General features: G+C 66.5%; 15 protein-coding genes and 4 tRNA genes. 9 read left to right on the top strand and 10 right to left on the bottom strand.

Annotation, left to right across the window (positions count from 1 at the left end):
* Window positions 1-83: 83 nt before the first annotated feature.
* Together A9310_RS20000 and A9310_RS19995 are read right to left on the bottom strand one after the other, a co-directional pair.
* Window positions 84-584, bottom strand: coding sequence for a TIGR02611 family protein (locus A9310_RS20000; RefSeq protein WP_083207463.1), 501 nt, complete (start codon window positions 582-584; stop codon window positions 84-86).
* 77 nt (window positions 585-661) lie between these two features.
* On the bottom strand, window positions 662-2,059 hold the full coding sequence (locus tag A9310_RS19995; RefSeq protein WP_065632218.1) for a glycosyltransferase 87 family protein: 1,398 nt from the start codon (window positions 2,057-2,059) through the stop codon (window positions 662-664).
* 148 nt (window positions 2,060-2,207) lie between these two features.
* On the opposite strand from A9310_RS19995, the gene A9310_RS19990 reads away from it, so the two are divergent.
* Window positions 2,208-2,747 carry a hypothetical protein gene (locus A9310_RS19990; RefSeq protein ID WP_065632095.1) on the top strand — a complete coding sequence of 180 codons (540 nt, stop codon included), beginning with the start codon at window positions 2,208-2,210 and terminating at the stop codon, window positions 2,745-2,747.
* Between the two features lie 312 nt (window positions 2,748-3,059).
* Window positions 3,060-3,605: a hypothetical protein gene (locus A9310_RS19985; protein ID WP_065632094.1), complete on the top strand. Its 546-nt coding sequence runs from the start codon at window positions 3,060-3,062 to the stop codon at window positions 3,603-3,605.
* A 41-nt stretch (window positions 3,606-3,646) separates the two neighbouring features.
* On the opposite strand, the gene A9310_RS19980 is transcribed toward A9310_RS19985, so the two are convergent.
* From A9310_RS19980 to A9310_RS19970, 3 genes are all read right to left on the bottom strand, one after another.
* Window positions 3,647-4,729, bottom strand: coding sequence for a DUF4238 domain-containing protein (locus A9310_RS19980; RefSeq protein WP_065632093.1), 1,083 nt, complete (start codon window positions 4,727-4,729; stop codon window positions 3,647-3,649).
* 18 nt (window positions 4,730-4,747) lie between these two features.
* Complete coding sequence (locus A9310_RS19975) at window positions 4,748-5,683, bottom strand: restriction endonuclease (protein WP_065632217.1); 936 nt, start codon at window positions 5,681-5,683, stop codon at window positions 4,748-4,750.
* Window positions 5,684-5,814: 131 nt separating this feature from the next.
* Window positions 5,815-5,889: transfer RNA gene (locus A9310_RS19970), tRNA-Val, on the bottom strand.
* A gap of 253 nt (window positions 5,890-6,142) precedes the next feature.
* On the opposite strand from A9310_RS19970, the gene A9310_RS19965 reads away from it, so the two are divergent.
* The 3 genes from A9310_RS19965 (at window position 6,143) to A9310_RS19955 (ending at window position 6,407) form a co-directional block, all read left to right on the top strand.
* A tRNA-Gly gene (locus A9310_RS19965) sits at window positions 6,143-6,215 on the top strand.
* Window positions 6,216-6,237: 22 nt separating this feature from the next.
* A tRNA-Cys gene (locus A9310_RS19960) sits at window positions 6,238-6,311 on the top strand.
* 21 nt (window positions 6,312-6,332) lie between these two features.
* Window positions 6,333-6,407, top strand: a tRNA-Val gene (locus A9310_RS19955).
* A 51-nt stretch (window positions 6,408-6,458) separates the two neighbouring features.
* Here A9310_RS19955 and A9310_RS19950 read toward each other — a convergent pair.
* Genes A9310_RS19950 through A9310_RS19935 form a run of 4 tightly spaced genes read right to left on the bottom strand, consistent with a single transcriptional unit; the run spans window position 6,459 to window position 10,420 of the window.
* Window positions 6,459-7,553 carry a CaiB/BaiF CoA-transferase family protein gene (locus tag A9310_RS19950; protein WP_065632092.1) on the bottom strand — a complete coding sequence of 365 codons (1,095 nt, stop codon included), beginning with the start codon at window positions 7,551-7,553 and terminating at the stop codon, window positions 6,459-6,461.
* Window positions 7,550-8,194 (bottom strand): TetR/AcrR family transcriptional regulator, encoded by a 645-nt coding sequence (locus A9310_RS19945; RefSeq protein ID WP_065632091.1) that lies wholly within the window; start codon window positions 8,192-8,194, stop codon window positions 7,550-7,552. Before A9310_RS19945 ends, A9310_RS19950 begins: the two co-directional genes overlap by 4 nt.
* Window positions 8,175-9,785 (bottom strand): class I adenylate-forming enzyme family protein, encoded by a 1,611-nt coding sequence (locus tag A9310_RS19940; protein ID WP_065632090.1) that lies wholly within the window; start codon window positions 9,783-9,785, stop codon window positions 8,175-8,177. Before A9310_RS19940 ends, A9310_RS19945 begins: the two co-directional genes overlap by 20 nt.
* A complete protein-coding gene (locus A9310_RS19935) occupies window positions 9,782-10,420 on the bottom strand; it encodes a nitroreductase family protein (RefSeq protein ID WP_058250243.1) in 639 nt (212 codons plus the stop codon). The genes A9310_RS19940 and A9310_RS19935 overlap by 4 nt, the downstream gene beginning before the upstream one ends.
* A 138-nt stretch (window positions 10,421-10,558) precedes the next feature.
* Here A9310_RS19935 and A9310_RS19930 point away from each other — a divergent pair, with 138 nt between their 5' ends.
* The 3 genes from A9310_RS19930 to A9310_RS19920 are packed head-to-tail and all read left to right on the top strand — an operon-like array spanning window position 10,559 to window position 13,915.
* Window positions 10,559-12,505: an NAD(P)/FAD-dependent oxidoreductase gene (locus A9310_RS19930; RefSeq protein ID WP_065632089.1), complete on the top strand. Its 1,947-nt coding sequence runs from the start codon at window positions 10,559-10,561 to the stop codon at window positions 12,503-12,505.
* A 19-nt stretch (window positions 12,506-12,524) separates the two neighbouring features.
* Entirely contained in the window at window positions 12,525-13,343 is an 819-nt protein-coding gene (locus A9310_RS19925; protein ID WP_065632088.1) for a sulfurtransferase, read from the top strand.
* Entirely contained in the window at window positions 13,340-13,915 is a 576-nt protein-coding gene (locus A9310_RS19920; protein WP_065632087.1) for an N-acetyltransferase, read from the top strand. The genes A9310_RS19925 and A9310_RS19920 overlap by 4 nt, the downstream gene beginning before the upstream one ends.
* A gap of 105 nt (window positions 13,916-14,020) precedes the next feature.
* On the opposite strand, the gene zapE is transcribed toward A9310_RS19920, so the two are convergent.
* Window positions 14,021-15,034 carry a cell division protein ZapE gene (gene zapE, locus A9310_RS19915; RefSeq protein ID WP_065632086.1) on the bottom strand — a complete coding sequence of 338 codons (1,014 nt, stop codon included), beginning with the start codon at window positions 15,032-15,034 and terminating at the stop codon, window positions 14,021-14,023.
* A gap of 35 nt (window positions 15,035-15,069) precedes the next feature.
* Here zapE and A9310_RS19910 point away from each other — a divergent pair.
* On the top strand, window positions 15,070-15,330 hold a 261-nt coding region (locus tag A9310_RS19910), incomplete at its 3' end, for a dihydrofolate reductase family protein (RefSeq protein WP_175401183.1).

The raw sequence follows: 15,330 nt of genomic DNA, 5'->3' as shown, positions 1-15,330 counted from the left end.
GCGTCCGGGTCGGACGTTTGCGACTCTGATGGTATCCGCGCCGGGTCGTCGTGGAGTGCACCCCTACCTTGCGGCGTCGGAGATCAGCCGAAGATCGGACTCGCCAGCCAGCCGTAGTCGAGGCCGACCCACCCGGCGACGGTGTTGAGCGCGCCGAGAACCCACAGGGTGGCGATGACGATGGCACAGGTTGCGAGCCAGAAGACGGCCTGTACCGACCAGTGTTGCCGACCGATCCAGTCCATCCAGGCGTCGTATTTCGCCCGCGCGAACTTCAGCAACCGGTGCGCCCAGTCGAACTCGGACGCCAGGATGCCCAGTCCGAGGAACACGATGAGCCAGCCCGGGCCCGGGTACGGGATCGCGACGATGCCGCACAGCAGGACGATCGTGCCGATGGTCCCGACCGCGATGCGGTACATGCCATGCCATTTCGGGTTGCTGCGCACGACGTAGCGACGATGGCGTGCGCGGATGCGCAGGCGATGCCGGAGAGACCCGCGGTCCGCGTCGGCCGACGTCCGCGCGCCGCTCGGTGTGGACGTCTCGTTCACTCCGGACTCGCTCGCCCCCGGTGTCGGCATCGTCTCCCACCTCGTTCATTCGGCCCGCTGCGCACTTCGGCCCGGTGTTCGTCTCGGCCTGGAAAGTGACGTCCAGGCTACGCGATGCAGGTGTGGGCCTCCGGCGTCGGCAGGGTGGTCGAGCGACGCCGTCGCCTCCGCCGCGCGCCGTCGATCAGAGTCGCGGACACGGTGACCGCGAGAAGCAGCGGATAGCAGCCCGAATAGAGCACGRCGAGCAGATCGCGCACGACAGAGTCGTCACCGTTTCGCGGCATCATGAAAAGCCCCAACGCGATGGCGTGGTCGGAGGTCAGGTACGGCCCGCTGTCCCACCAGTGCCGCCACCAGGTGAACGTCAGCGCCGCCACGCCGGCCGGCGCGAGCAAGTACCACCACGTACGAGCCGTACTGCCCCGCCGCATCGCCAGATCCAGCGCGACGACGAACAGCGGCACGCACCAGACCCAGTGATGTCCCCACGCGAAGGGCGAGACCGCACACATCGTCATGCCKACGATCGTGGCCGCGAGGAGGTCGCGACCGTCGCGGTGGGCAACCACCGCGGCGAGCAGTCCGAGCGCGGCGACGACCAGCGCAAGCGGGAGCCACAGCCACGTCGGTGCGACGAAGACGGGCCCGCCGGGTGCAGGCTCGGCGAACCGCCCGATGTCGAAGTGGGACAACATCTGCGACACGAATCCGCGCACCGACTGGTTGGCCGGCGAGTCGGCCCGGCCGATGCGTTCGGTGTCCGCGAGGTGGCGGGTCCAGTAGGCCCACGAGTCGGCGGGGACGGCGAGGAATCCGATCATCACGGTCGCCGCGAACGTCGCCAGCGCCGTGGCTGCCGCGCGCCACTGGCGGGTCACCAACAGGTAGACGACGGCGAACAGCGGTGTCAGTTTGATCCCGGCCGCGATGCCGATGGCCACTCCGCGCCATCGAGAGTGCGTCCGGAGGAACACCAGGTCGACGAGGATCAGGGTCATCACCAGGAGGTTGACCTGTCCGAGCCAGATGGTGGTTCGGACGGGTTCGAGGGCGGTCGACGAGATCGCGAGTAAGGCGGCGAACGTGATCAGGCGACCATCGGGCCGGTAGCGCAGGCTGCGAAGGCACATCCCGATCACGCCGGTGAGCGCGGCGAAACCGATCGTCCACCAGACGATGTTGGCGACGGCCTCGGTGAGCAGAGCCAGCGGGACGAACACGACCGCGGCGAACGGCGGATAGGTGAAGTGCAGACGCCACAGGACGGGTGCGTCGTACAGCGGACCCGCGTCGAGCACGGTGGCCGCGCCCGCGCGATAGACGCGGGCATCAGTGGCGTTCTCGAAGAGCCCGTAGAACGGGTTGGTGATCGGGAACGCCGCGATGTGCCAGGCGATCACCCCGACCGCGACGACGGCCGCCACGACGATCGCCGCCGTCGAGATCCGTGCGGGCACAGGACGAGACGACTCCGGCAGATTGACGGCAGTCCTCGCGGCCACGCGGCGAGCGTACGCCCTGTCTGTGAGCTGCATCACGCGCAACGCCGTGGGGCGTGGTCGGTTGTTCGGTGGACAGCTGGATCGCGACAGTCCGTGCCGGACTACCGTTGACCTCGGTGGGTGACGAGATCACCTTGGGGACGACACCATGTCATCACTACGAGCAACCCTCGGAGTCGTACTGGTCATCGCGGCATCATCGACGCTGACCGTCGCATGCGTCGGGGAAGGCATCGAGCCGGTCGCGATGACGCGCGACACCTCGTCGAGCACCGCCGACGGTCCGGTTCCACCGATCCACATCGCACTCGAGACCCCGTCCGAGGTCGTGCGCCCGCGGCTCAACCCCTGGCCACTCCCCGACGACTCTGCGCTACGACCCGACCAGCGGCGAGTGGTCGACGTACTCATCGATCTCTCGACCGGGAACGACGGTGAGGAGCTCGCGCAGCGTTCGACCTGCCGCGTTCTCGACGGCATCCAGTCACCGCCGGCCGACGCGCCGGGCTGGCAGGCGCGCATCGTCGCCACGGTGACGATGCGGCACGGTTACGGCCTCCTCGCCGCGCCGCTGCAGCGGTCCGCGGACGCCGCGGTCGTCGTGCTGGCCCGGGCTCTCGCCGACGTCGATGCGGTTGCGGGACAGCCATACCGGCCCGTGTTCGTTCATGGGTGCAGTCCGCACTGAAAGCGTCCGATCGTCGCGCCGCACCCACGGGACGTCGGCGTGGCGATTACCACTGCCATCGCAAACCGGCGACGGCGTTCTTCGCCATCAACGTCTTCAGAAGTCCTAGTAGCGACACGCGTGCGAGGACAGAGGTCCTGGGTCACGTAAGCACGAGTCCTGCTCGTACGCGGGCTGAGGCTGTCATCAGGATCGCAGTAGCTCGATGGTTAAAGATTGATCCTAGGAAGCGACTTTAATCTAAAGATATTGCCTTGCCCTTACGTCCTGCTGTAACGTATTGTCTGCATCACTCCTTGGGAAGGCAGGCGCATGCTGAATCTCAATCTGCGTGAGAAGTTCTTGGTCGGACCCGGGACATCAGTCGGCGAGGATCCGTCGGATTGGAATCGCAACTGGGCCGGGTTCGACCCACACGCAAGCGACAGCGTGAACTTCAATCAGAACCGCGGCGTGTACAAGATTGGGCCACGCGGTCATCGAGAGCGGATCGCCACGATGAGCGTCGGGCACGTCATTCGTATCGTTGCCGAGATCGATCACATCGAAGACGTTCCGCTTCGCTCAGGAGGCGTCAAGCAGGCCGTTGTCGGACACGTTCTGCGCAGGGGGCACCCTGATTACGACCGTCTCATCGACACCGCGATCGAGCCATTCCGCAATCCTGTCCGGTATCTGCCGGACGACAACTCCAACCTTGGCTGTATGTGCGGGTGTGGCAGTGAATTGCCACCTGGCCGCCGCTGGGTTCCCGGCCACGACCAGCGTGCACTTCACGACCGCGTAGCGGAAGGTTGGGGCTCCGTTGAGCGGTTCATTCGCTGGTACGACGACGAATACCGGCTGAGTTCCGATTGACATGCAAGCAACGCGTTTACGTCCTCAGTGCCGACAAGCCGCTACCCGTACCAGCGGCGGACAGCCCACGGAGGACCTTCGCCCTGCGCCCATCGCGACGGCTCTAGGACTGCCTCCATAAATGTCGGGGCACTATCCGGGCTATGAGGCGGCCACGGCGGCACTTCAAACGCCGCTGCAGCGCTAGTGCCCGGGGTCTCGTAACCGAACTCGTGAGAGGCAGCCACGATCTCGAAGTTGATCTGCCGAGCCTCACTGGCACTTAGTTCAAACGGCGGCGGCAATGGATGAAACTTGCGCGCTGCCAGTACCAGTAGTCGATGCGGACCGAGCGGAAACACCATGTGCGAGGAACGCGCCCAGGCAGGGGGCTCCCACCGGCCACGAGCCGGACCTCCCAACCAGATGGTGGGCTCATCACATGTGACCAATGGACCCGCACTCGACACAAGCCACCAACTTCGCGCCGCCACGAGGTGCGGAATAGCCTGCGACCGCCAGACGCCTATGGCACTTTCCAAAGCCCGGGGCTTCCGCTCGCTACTGAGCAACTGAACATTCAGAATCTCGTCCAACAGCTCGTCGTGGCGCTCCGCCGAGTAAGGAATCCCATACAACGGAGCAAGCCAGGGCAGCACTCGACTGACCGTCTCAGCGCGACCAAACCGATTCAACGCGTCTTCAATCCGCAAATTCTGCGCGTGATGTTTGAGTGTCCGCTGCTCCTGCAGCGCCACGAACACACCAAGATTAGCGATCAATTGCCGATCACGAATTTGCCCATCGGGAAGCTCGTCTAACGCGCCGAGCCATGCGGCGGCGTCGCTCTCGATCCTCGACATGTGCTTCTCGAACCACAGCTCAGGGTAGTCAGATTCCAAATCGGACGCGGAGATCCTGTACAGATTCGATTTCTTGGCGATGTCCTTGGTGGGCTGGACATATGTGTCACGCGTCGAGACTTTCGTGACTCGGACCGCACCTTCGGAGTCAGCCCACCGCCGGAGGTAAACCTGAGGCACGTGGTGATGCTTCTTTCCGACACCGCCAGCGGCAGCAAGACGTTTCGACTCCTCGATCTCGACATCCGATGTCCACTTGTGCGGAAACACCCGCCCTTGCATTCATCACCCCGTTCATCATCAGATCGACTCAAAGAAGTCCTCGTCCAGGCGATACAGAGTCGCAGCCTGCTCGGGCTGAACGCCGACCTCGTACTGCACCAGCAACTCGGCGAGCCGGGAACCGTCGATGAGTTCGATGCGGGCGTTGATTCGCTCTGCCTCGTCGCGAGCGCCGTGGGTGAATCTCGATGTAGTTAAGTACACGCCACGGTCGCCCTGCTTTCCAAGGAGCGCTCCCGCGAACTCGTGGATCCTCGGTCGATCGACAGCACGGTCCTCGGCGTACCGCTTCGCCTGAACATAGATGCGATCGAGGCCGAGCGGATCCTGGCTAATGATCCCGTCCACTCCTGCGTCACCCGACGCGCTCGTTCGCTCGACCGATCCGGCACGCCCATATCCCATGCGGTCCAGGAGCCTCACGACCAGCTCCTCAAACCCGGTCGGCGAGAGTTTAAGTGCCGTTGCCAGCACCTCGCTCTCAACGGCCGCCCGATTAAGTGCGACCGCACGCTCCAGGAGGTCGTTCGGCGTCGCCGCCCCATCGTCGTCAGTCACAGTCGGTTCGACGATGTCGTGGTCCTCGTGAGAGTCATCCTCGCGCTTCCGCTTCCGCATCTTGAACGCGCGATACGACTCGTATTCCTCCAAGACCTTCATGTCGATGCGCTCGGGATTGCTGTATAAGGCGCCACGCCCCTGCTGTGAGATCACAATCTGCCCTCGGCCAGGGCGTTCGATCAGGCCGGCCTGGCTGAGGTAGGTCGTCGCCCACCCAACTCGGTTGTTGATTCGTTTCGCCGCACCGCTGGGCAACATCTCGGCGCGCTCAGCCTCGGTCAAACCGAACTGATCAGCCATGGCCTCGACAACATCGCGAGATCTGTGGACCTGCCCGTCGGCGAGAAAGGCGAGCACTGGCCGCATTAGGGATTGGAAATCAGGAATGGTCACCGCGCACAACTCCGACAGGGCACGGAGCAAACCTTAGACGGTGGCGGTGCGGTTGCTGTTGAAGAACGAAGGCGCGTCGTGGCTGGCGAGAGGTCGAGTGATGGCCCGATGACCTGACAGCCGCTATCACCTGGTGGTCCCGGCTGGGATCGAACCAGCGACCTTCCCGGTGTGAACGGGACGCTCTTCCACTGAGCCACGGGACCGTGTCGGGCGCCTTCGGTCAGTGCCGGGGGCGCCTGCGCACGAGCCAGAAGATTACACGGGTTGCGCAGAAGTCCCAAATCACCGCGGTGGGCCACGTCACAAACCCGCCTATGCGGCACGGGAGCGAATCACACGCTGGGGATTCACTCGCGGCCACGCCTCTGACCAGGCGATTTGGATAGTTCGGAAACCATCGCGTAAGTTTCTCTTCGCACCGCGAGCAGCACGATCCACAAGATCGCTCGTGGGCATGCGGATGTAGCGCAGCTGGTAGCGCATCACCTTGCCAAGGTGAGGGTCGCGGGTTCGAATCCCGTCATCCGCTCGGCGCGAGTCGACTCGCATCTGGTGGTGTGGCCGAGTGGTGAGGCAACGGCCTGCAAAGCCGTGTACACGGGTTCGATTCCCGTCGCCACCTCCACCGCTGCACAATTCCATACCCGCGCGATTAGCTCAGTGGGAGAGCGCTTCCCTGACACGGAAGAGGTCACAAGTTCAATCCTTGTATCGCGCACCACGACAAAACCCCCGGATCGCTCCGGGGGTTTTTCGTGGGCTCATCGGCCTTTCAGTTGCCCGCCGACCACTCGTCCACGATTTCCCCCAACGACGCCGCCGACGGACCCGAGGGCGCGGGCAGCACGGTCCGCGAGAACCGCGGTGCCGGCGCGGGGGCGATCGCGTCGTCGACGCGCACGAAGGAACCGCGTTGCACCGCGATAGGGTCTGCGGCGGCCTCGTCGAAGTCGAGAACCGGTGTCACGCAGGCGTCCACACCGTCGAACACACTCCCCCACTCGTCGCGCGTACGCGACCCGAAGCGGGCTTGCAGTGCCGCGCTGATCACCGGCCACGCGGCCCGGTCCCACCGGTCGGGCAGGTCGCCGAGACCAAGGGTGTCAATGAGGTTTTGCCAGAACTTCTCCTCGAGCGCGCCGACGGCGACGAACTTGTCGTCGGCGCACCGATACGTTGCGTAGAACGGCGCCGAGCCGTCGAGTAGGTTGCCCTGGTCCCGAGACTCCCAGCGTCCGGCGGCCTTCCACGACCACTGCAGCGCGCCGAGCAGTCCGGCACCGTCGACCATGGCGGCGTCGATGACCTGGCCTCGGCCGGTGCGCGTGCGGTCGTGCAGAGCGGCCAGCACGCCGACGACGAGCAGCATCGACCCCCCGCCGAAGTCGCCGACGAGCGAGAGCGGCGGCACCGGCGGGGCGCCGGCCGGACCCATCGCCTCGAGCACACCGGTGACCGCCAGGTAGTTGATGTCATGTCCGGCGCTCGCGGCACGATCCCCGTCCTGACCCCACCCGGTCATGCGCGCGTAGATGAGTTGCGGTGCGTCGGAGCAGATCTCGGGACCCAGGCCGAGGCGTTCCATCACGCCCGGACGGAAGCCCTCCACGACGATGTCGGCGCGCCGGATCAGCTCTCGGATGCGGGCCACGTCGTCGGGGTCCTTGACGTCGGCGTCGACCGTGCGTCGCGACCGGTACAGACCGGCGTCGGCATCCGGGATACCGTCGGGCCCGGGCAGATCCGGGCCGGGCCGCCGGATCCGGATGACGTCGGCGCCGAGATCGGCGAGCAGCATGCAGGCGTGCGGGGTCGGCCCGAGCCCGGGCATCTCGACCACCCGCACGCCGGCGAGTGGTCCGCTCACGACGTCGGACGATGGTGGAGAACGCCACCGATCGTGAAGTCGACGTAGTCGCGGACCAACTGGTCGACATCGTGGGAGTCGTTGAGCCACCAGCTGATCCCGTTCATCAGGTCCAGCACCGCGATCGCCGACTGGTGTGGGTCGCGGACCTCGAACAGCCCCAGTCGGGCGCCGGCGGCGATCACATCGCGAATTCGACGCTGGTAGTACTTCCGATAGTCGGTGACCACCCGTCGGTGCTCGGGTGTCAGCGCCGACAATTCCCGAAGGGCGACAAGGTGTTCCACCCGGTGCCGCGCCAGACGCCGGACGTGGGCCTCGATCAGGTTCGTGAGCCGTTCGACGGGACCGCCCTCGGCGTCGAGCAGCAGCAGATCCTGCTGGGGATCCTCGGTCATCCGCAGCGCGATGGCGTAGAGGATCTCCTCCTTGGACTGAAAGTGGTTGTAGAGGCTCGCACCCCGCATACCGACCGCCTGGGCGATGTCACGCATCCCCGCGTTGGAGTAGCCGTGATCGGCGAAGTAGCGGGCCGCGGCCTCGACGATCTCGTCGCGGCGTCGGCGGGGCCGCCGCGCCGGCGGCGTCCGGTCTTCGTCGGTGGCAGCGTCGGCGTCGATCTCAGCCCTGACCGGTTCCATAGGCCTTCCTCAACTCGCGTTTGAGCAGTTTGCCCTGGGCGTCGGTCGGCAACGCGTCGACCACGTGGACCTCCTTGGGCACCTTGTACGATGCCAGGTCGGTTCGGCAGTACTCACGGATGTCCGCGCCGGTGTGTTCCGCGCCGGCACGGAGCACCACGAATCCGGTGACCGCCTCCGACCAGTAGGGGTCGGGCAGCCCGACGACGGCGGCACGCTCGACGTCGGGGTGCGCCTGCAGGACTCGCTCGACCTCCTGTGACGCGACGTTGAATCCGCCGGTTTTGATCATGTCCTTGCGCCGGTCGCGGAAGAACAGGTTGCCGTCGGCGTCGATGCGGACGATGTCACCGGTGTGCACCCAGCCACCCTCGAAGACCTGCGCGGTGCGCTCGGGGTCCTTGTGGTAGCCGAGCATGACCGACGGTGTGCGGCACAGGAGTTCACCCTCTTCGGCGTCGTTGCCGTCGGCGTCGACGACCCGGACCTCCAGGTGCCCGACCGGTTTGCCGATCCAGGTCGGGTCCTGGTCCGGCACGTCCTCGAGCCGTCGGAACCAGCCGACGGAGCCGAGCTGGGTGAGTTCGGACTGTCCCCAGTAGGTACCCCAGACCGATTCCGGGGTCGCCGCGGCCCACGCGTCGACCGCGTGCGGCGACACCTGACCGCCGTAGGTCAGGCAGCGGCGCACCGAACCGACGGTGTCGACTCCGAAGTCCGGGTGGTTGGCGAGCGCGATGAAGAAGGTCGGCGTCTGGGCCAGCACCGAGATCTTCTCGTCGCGGATCATCCGCAACGCCGTCGCCGGGTCGACCGCGGCCGGCAGCACCAGGGTGGCGCCCAGCAGCGTCAACGAGGTCAGCGAGCCGATCCCGGCGATCGTGTGGAACGGCATCACATAGAGCCACACGTCGTCGTTGCGGCAGCGCAGCCCCCACGTGTACGCCGGCGAGGTGGAGATGAGGTAGTTCCGATGGGCGATCTCGACGCCCTTCGGCGTCGACTCGGTGCCGCTGGTGTAGACGATCATCGCGAGATCGTGTTCGTCGACCTCGCAGTCGGGTTCGGAATCGTCAGCCGCCGCGACGGACTCGTCGAACGAGTTCCACGAGTTCGCCTCGTCGTCGCCGACGACGAGAACCGAGATGCCGAGACTGTCGGCGATGGGGCCGGCCAACGCGGACAGCGGCTGCTCGACGACGAGCACCGTCGGTTCCAGGTGCCGGAGCTGCTGGGCGACCTCGCCCTCCCGGAACATGGAACTGACGCCGGAATACGCGGCACCGACCTTGAGGGCGCCGTAGTAGGTGGCGACCGTCTCGACCCGGTTACGACTCATCACCGCAACGCGATCCCCGCGCCCGACGCCGAGGTCGAGCAGCACATGGGCGACCCGGTTGGCCATCGTGTTCAGCTCCGCGTACGACGTCGACGTACGTCCGCCTTCCGCGTCGTAGGCCACGATCGCCGGGGTCGAACCCTGGGACCGGGCCAGGCGACGCAGCTGGTCACCGATGGTGGCCCGGCCCAGCATCGAGGTCTGAGCGGGAGACAGGGCGCGCGTCGAGGGGTTCACGGCGGGGGCGCTCACGCGAACATCCGGTTGTCGAAGCGGTCGAGGAAGGCGATCTCCTCGACCGGGGTCCGGGACAGCTTGCGGGGGAAGTCGTCACGCGGATAGCCGACGGCGATGTGGGCGGCGGTGAGATAACCCTCGGGGATGCCGAGGAGGTTCTTCACCTCGTTCTCGGCGGCGCAGAGCAGGGTCGTCAGCGCAGTGGCCACGCCTTGCTGCCGGAGCGCAAGGGTGAGGTTCTGGACGCTCGGATAGATCGACGCCCCGCCGACGACGCTGAGCCTGCCCAGTTCGTGGTCGGTCGGGTGCAGTCCGTCCATCTCGGCGCACACCACGATCAGGGCGGGCACCTCGGCGAGGTGGTGCGCGAAATAGTTGGCGCTCTCCACGGTCTTGGGGATGGCGCCGACCTTCTTCGACCCCTCGACGACCGCGGCGTAGTAGCCCTCCCAGAACGGCAGGTACAGGTCGGCGAGAGCCTTCTTGGTCACCTCGTCGCGGACGACGACCCAACGGACGGGCTGGCGGTTGCCGCCCTGCGGGCCGAATCGCGCGTCGTCGAACGCCCGGTACAGCACCTCGTCCTCCACCGGGCGGTCGCTGAAGTAGCGGCAGGTGCCCGTCGTGCGCATTGCCTCGCTGAGATCCATGTCAATCCTCCGTGCTCACTAACCGTTGTTAGTATGACTGAGGACACAGTGACACAGCTCGTTTTCGCCGTCAAGGCCCGTCAGTCCGAGCAAAACGCGGTGTTGACGACGCACTACTAACAGTGGTTAGTTTTATCCATGACATCTGTTTCGCTGCGTCCGGAGACGCGACCGACCACAGCGGAGATCCGGGCAGCCGTGGCCGCGGGCAACATCCCGACCCTGCTCGCGGTCCTCGTGGAGATGACGGGTGACCACCGGTGGATGGCCGATCGATACCGCCCGACGCGGAGCCGAGGCATGGACGACAACTCCTCGGGCGGGCTCGGAGAGGACGTCCAGCAGAAGATCCGCGCGGCGGTCGTCGACGCCCTCGAGGACTGGTACGACCGTGGCCGGCCTGCGCGGAAGCCGGCCGACGAGGCACTCGTCGCATCGTTGATGTCGTTCACGGCGGGCGAGCAGGTGGCCCCGGAATTCGCGCCGATGATGACCGAGATCGTCCGTGGCGACCTCCGGGATATGCATCTGCCGGCGTTGCCCGATGATCTCGCCACGTCGATGGACGCGCTGGTCATCGGCGCCGGTGTGGCCGGCATGCTGATCTCCACGCAACTCGCCGGAGCCGGCGTCGAGCACACCGTGCTGGAGAAGAACGACGAGGTCGGCGGCTCGTGGTACGAGAACCGGTACCCCGGCGCCGGCGTGGACACGCCGAGCTACCTGTACTCGATCTCGTCCTTCGACCACCCGTGGTCCACGCACTTCGGCAAGCGCGACGAGGTGCAGGGCTACCTACAGGCCTTCGCCGACCGGCACGCGGTGCGCGATCGCGTCCGCTTCGGCACCGAGGTCCTCTCGGCCGCCTACGACGCCGAGACCCAGCGCTGGACGGTCCACGTCCGTAACCGCGAGGGCCACCAGGACACCCTGACCGCCCGGATCCTCATCAGCGCAGTCGGTCTCCTCAACCGCCCGAAGCTTCCCGAACTTCCGGGGATGGACGACTTCACCGGTCCGATCTTCCATTCCGCACAATGGCCGGACGAACTCGACGGGCCCGGCGCGCTCACCGGCAAACGGGTCGCCATCGTCGGATCCGGTGCCAGCGCGATGCAGATCGGGCCGGCCATCGCCGATCGGGTCGGATCGCTGACGATCTTCCAGCGCTCGCCGCAGTGGATCGCGCCGAACGATGACTACTTCGCCCCGGTCGGCGACGACGTGCACTGGCTGATGGACAACCTCCCCGGGTACCGGGAGTGGTACCGCGCACGACTGTCGTGGATCTTCAACGACAAGGTCCACTCGACCCTGCGCATCGACCCGGACTGGCCCGAGCCGACCGCGTCGATCAACGCCGTCAATCACGGTCACCGCGAGTTCTACCTGCGCTACCTGCGCAGCGAACTGGGTGACCGCGACGACCTCATCGACCTGTCGACTCCCGACTACCCGCCCTTCGGCAAGCGGATGCTGTTGGACAACGGCTGGTTTCGCATGTTGCGCCGGCCGAACGTCGAGCTGGTTCCACACGGCGTCGAACGGGTCACCTCCGATGGACTCGTCGACGGCACCGGCACCGCCCACGACTTCGACATCATCGTCTTCGCCACCGGATTCCACAGCGACCGCTACCTCTACCCCATGGACATCGTCGGACGCAGCGGGCAGAACACCGTCGACGCGTGGGGTGATCACGACGCGTACGCCTACCTGGGGATCACCGCACCCGACTTCCCCAACCTGTTCATCCTCACCGGGCCGAACACCGCACTGGGACACGGCGGCAGCTTCATCAGCATCCTCGAATACCAGGTGCGCTATGTCTGCGACGCTCTCCGCGCGATGATCGAGAACCGGCTGGGCGTACTGGAAGTCCGACGTGACGTCACCGAGGAATACAACGACGCCGTCGACCGCGCCCACGCGCAGATGGTGTGGACGCATCCGGCGATGACCAACTGGTATCGCAACCCCGACGGACGCGTCGTCGCCGTCCTGCCATGGCGGATCGTCGACTACTGGGCGCGGACGCGCAGTGTCGACCTCGACGATTTCGTCGCCGAACCCCTCGTCGACTGACGGGACTACCGTGGCTGTCATGACGCCCCTCATCTCCGCCACCGATCTCGCCGCCCGCCTCGGCGAGGAGAACCTCCGCATCGTCGACGCCACCGTCCATCTGACCTTCGATGCCGACGGCGCACACGTCGCCTCCGGTCGGGAGACCTATCTGGCCGGGCACCTGCCCGGCGCGGTGTTCGCCGATCAGATCACCGACCTCAGCGACCCCGACGGCGAGGCACCGTTCGCCGCAGCAGACTCCGCGCGTTTCGCCGATGCGGTCGGCCGCCTCGGCATCGGCGACGACTCCACCGTCGTCGTGTACGACACCGCCAACGGCATCTGGGCCACGCGACTGTGGTGGCAGTTCGGACTCGAGGGCTTCGACGACGTACTCGTCCTCGACGGCGGATACGCCGCCTGGACCGCGGCCGGCCTCCCGGTCGAGACCGGCGAGGTCACGACTACCCCGGCTTCGTTCACCCCGCGCCGCCGGCCCCAGCGGATCGTCTCCACCGACGAGGTCGTGGCCGCCACCGGCGAGTCCTCCGTCCTGCTGGTCAACGCGCTCGACCGGGAATCGTTCGCGGGCGGCCACATTCCCGGCAGTGTCAACGTGCCGTTCGCCGCACTGGTCGACGACGCGGGGCGCCTCCGGCCGCTAGAGGAGTTGCGCGAACTGTTTGCAGATGTCGGCGCCCTCGACCCGTCGGTACGCCCGGTCACGTACTGCGGCGGCGGAATCGCTGCCACCGCTGCGGCATTCGCGCTGCACAGCCTCGGACGCGACGACGTCGCGGTCTACGACGGATCGATGAACGCCTGGACCGCCGATCCGGCTCGTCCGCTGTCGTGACCGACCCCGGTGCCGCCGACCTCGCCGATGTCACCGTGGAGGTCGTGACCGACCCCGCAGCGGCGGCGGGAGTCGCCGAGGTCGCCGCCGTCACGTTCCCGCTCGCGTGCCCGCCGCACGCTGCACCGGCCGACATCGAGAACTTCGTCGCCGACAACCTGCGGGAGAACAACTTTCGTGATCACATCGCCGATCCGACTGCCGATGTCCTGGTCGCGCGCGACGGTGTCGGCGGACCGATCCTCGGCTACGCGCTGGTGCTGCATGGCGACCCAAGGCACCCCGACGTGTGTGCGGTCGTGACCGAGCGTCCGGTGAGCGAGATCTCGAAGATGTATGTGCTGCGCGACCATCATTCGCGGCAGGGCGCGACTCCGTCGCACCTGCTCATGGGTGCCGCACTCGATCGCGCACGGTCGCACGGCAGCGCGCTGGTGTGGTTGGGCGTGAACCAGCTCAACGTCCGGGCCCAGCGGTTCTACACGAAGATGGGCTTCGAACGCGCCGGCGTGAAAACCTTCACCCTCGGGGACAGCATCGAGCACGACTACGTGTTCACGCAGCGGCTGTGAACCGGCGGGCTCAGTCGCGCCCACCCGCAAACCCACCCCTTTTCGGTAAACCCACCGCGCTCGGATCGGGTGGGTTTACGGAGAAGAGGTGGGTTTGTACGGAGATCAGGCCGCCGACTCCGCGAACCGCGAGAGAGCCAGCAGACGCGACGTGGCGCGCAGGTACTTCTTGCGGTAACCGCCCGCGAGCATCTCCTCGGTGAAGATCTCGTCGAGCTTCGCGCCCGAGACGGTCACCGGGATGTGGGCGTCGTAGAGACGGTCGGCGAGCACCACCAGGCGCAGGGCGACCGACTGGTCCTCGGCCGGGTGCACTCCAGAGATGCAGACCAGGGAGACGCCGTCGACGAGGTCCTTGTACTTCGACGGGTGCAGGGTGCTGAGGTGGTCGCACAGTGCGTCGAAGTCGTCGAGGGTCGCGCCGTCGGTGGACTCGGCGATCTCGGTCAGTTCGGACTCGCTGCGCGGCTCCGGCGCCGGCGGCAGATCGCGGTGACGATAATCGGGACCGTCGACGCGGATCGTCTCGAACACCGAGGACAGCTTGCGGATCTCCCGTAGGAAGTCCTGGGCGGCGAACCGGCCCTCGCCCAGCTGGCCGGGGAGCGTGTTGGAGGTGGCGACGATCGACACGCCCTTGGCGGTGAGTTCGGTCAGCAGCCGGGAGACGAGCATCGTGTCGCCCGGGTCGTCGAGCTCGAACTCGTCGATACACAGCACCGTGTGCTGCGAGAGCCGCTCGACGGCATTCACGAAGCCCAGCGCGCCGACCACGTGTGTGACCTCGACGAATGTCGCGAACGACTTCGGTGCGGGCATCGAGTGGTAGATCGACGCCAGCAGGTGGGTCTTGCCGACGCCGAAGCCGCCGTCGAGATACAGACCGACGCCCTGGGTCGGCGCCTTCCGGGAGAACAGGCCCTTCTTGCCCGAGCGCGCCTTCGACGCCCGCGCCACGAAGTCGCGCGCCTTGGCCACCGCCTCGGCCTGCGACGGCTCGTTGGGGTCGGGGATGTAGGAGTCGAAGCTCACGTCGTCGAAGGTCGACGGGGGCACCATCTCGTCGATGAGTGCGTCGGGCGAGGTCGCAGGGTTGCGATCGCAGAGTCGGGCCACCATGTGTGGAGAGTAGCCAGGCGCGTAATGATGAACGCATGTTCCACCTGCAGAAAGCGACCCAGGTCACATCCGAGGACGAGCTGGTCCGGCTGGCCGAGCTCTACTCCTACCCCCCTCGATCGTCCACGGATCCGGACGACGGCACGCCGTTCGTGCGGGCGAACATGGTGTCGTCGATCGACGGTGCGGTCACCGTCGACGGCAAGTCCGGCGGTCTCGGCGGTCCCGGCGACAAAGCCGTGTTCCGCGTGCTGCGAGGGCTCGCCGACGTCGTCCTCGTGGGTGCGGGCACGGCG

Origin of the sequence: Gordonia sp. UCD-TK1 (genome assembly GCF_001691435.1) — a bacterium.
Classification (GTDB): Bacteria; Actinomycetota; Actinomycetes; order Mycobacteriales; family Mycobacteriaceae; genus Gordonia; species Gordonia hongkongensis.
This window is presented reverse-complemented; position numbering and strand designations above follow the sequence as displayed.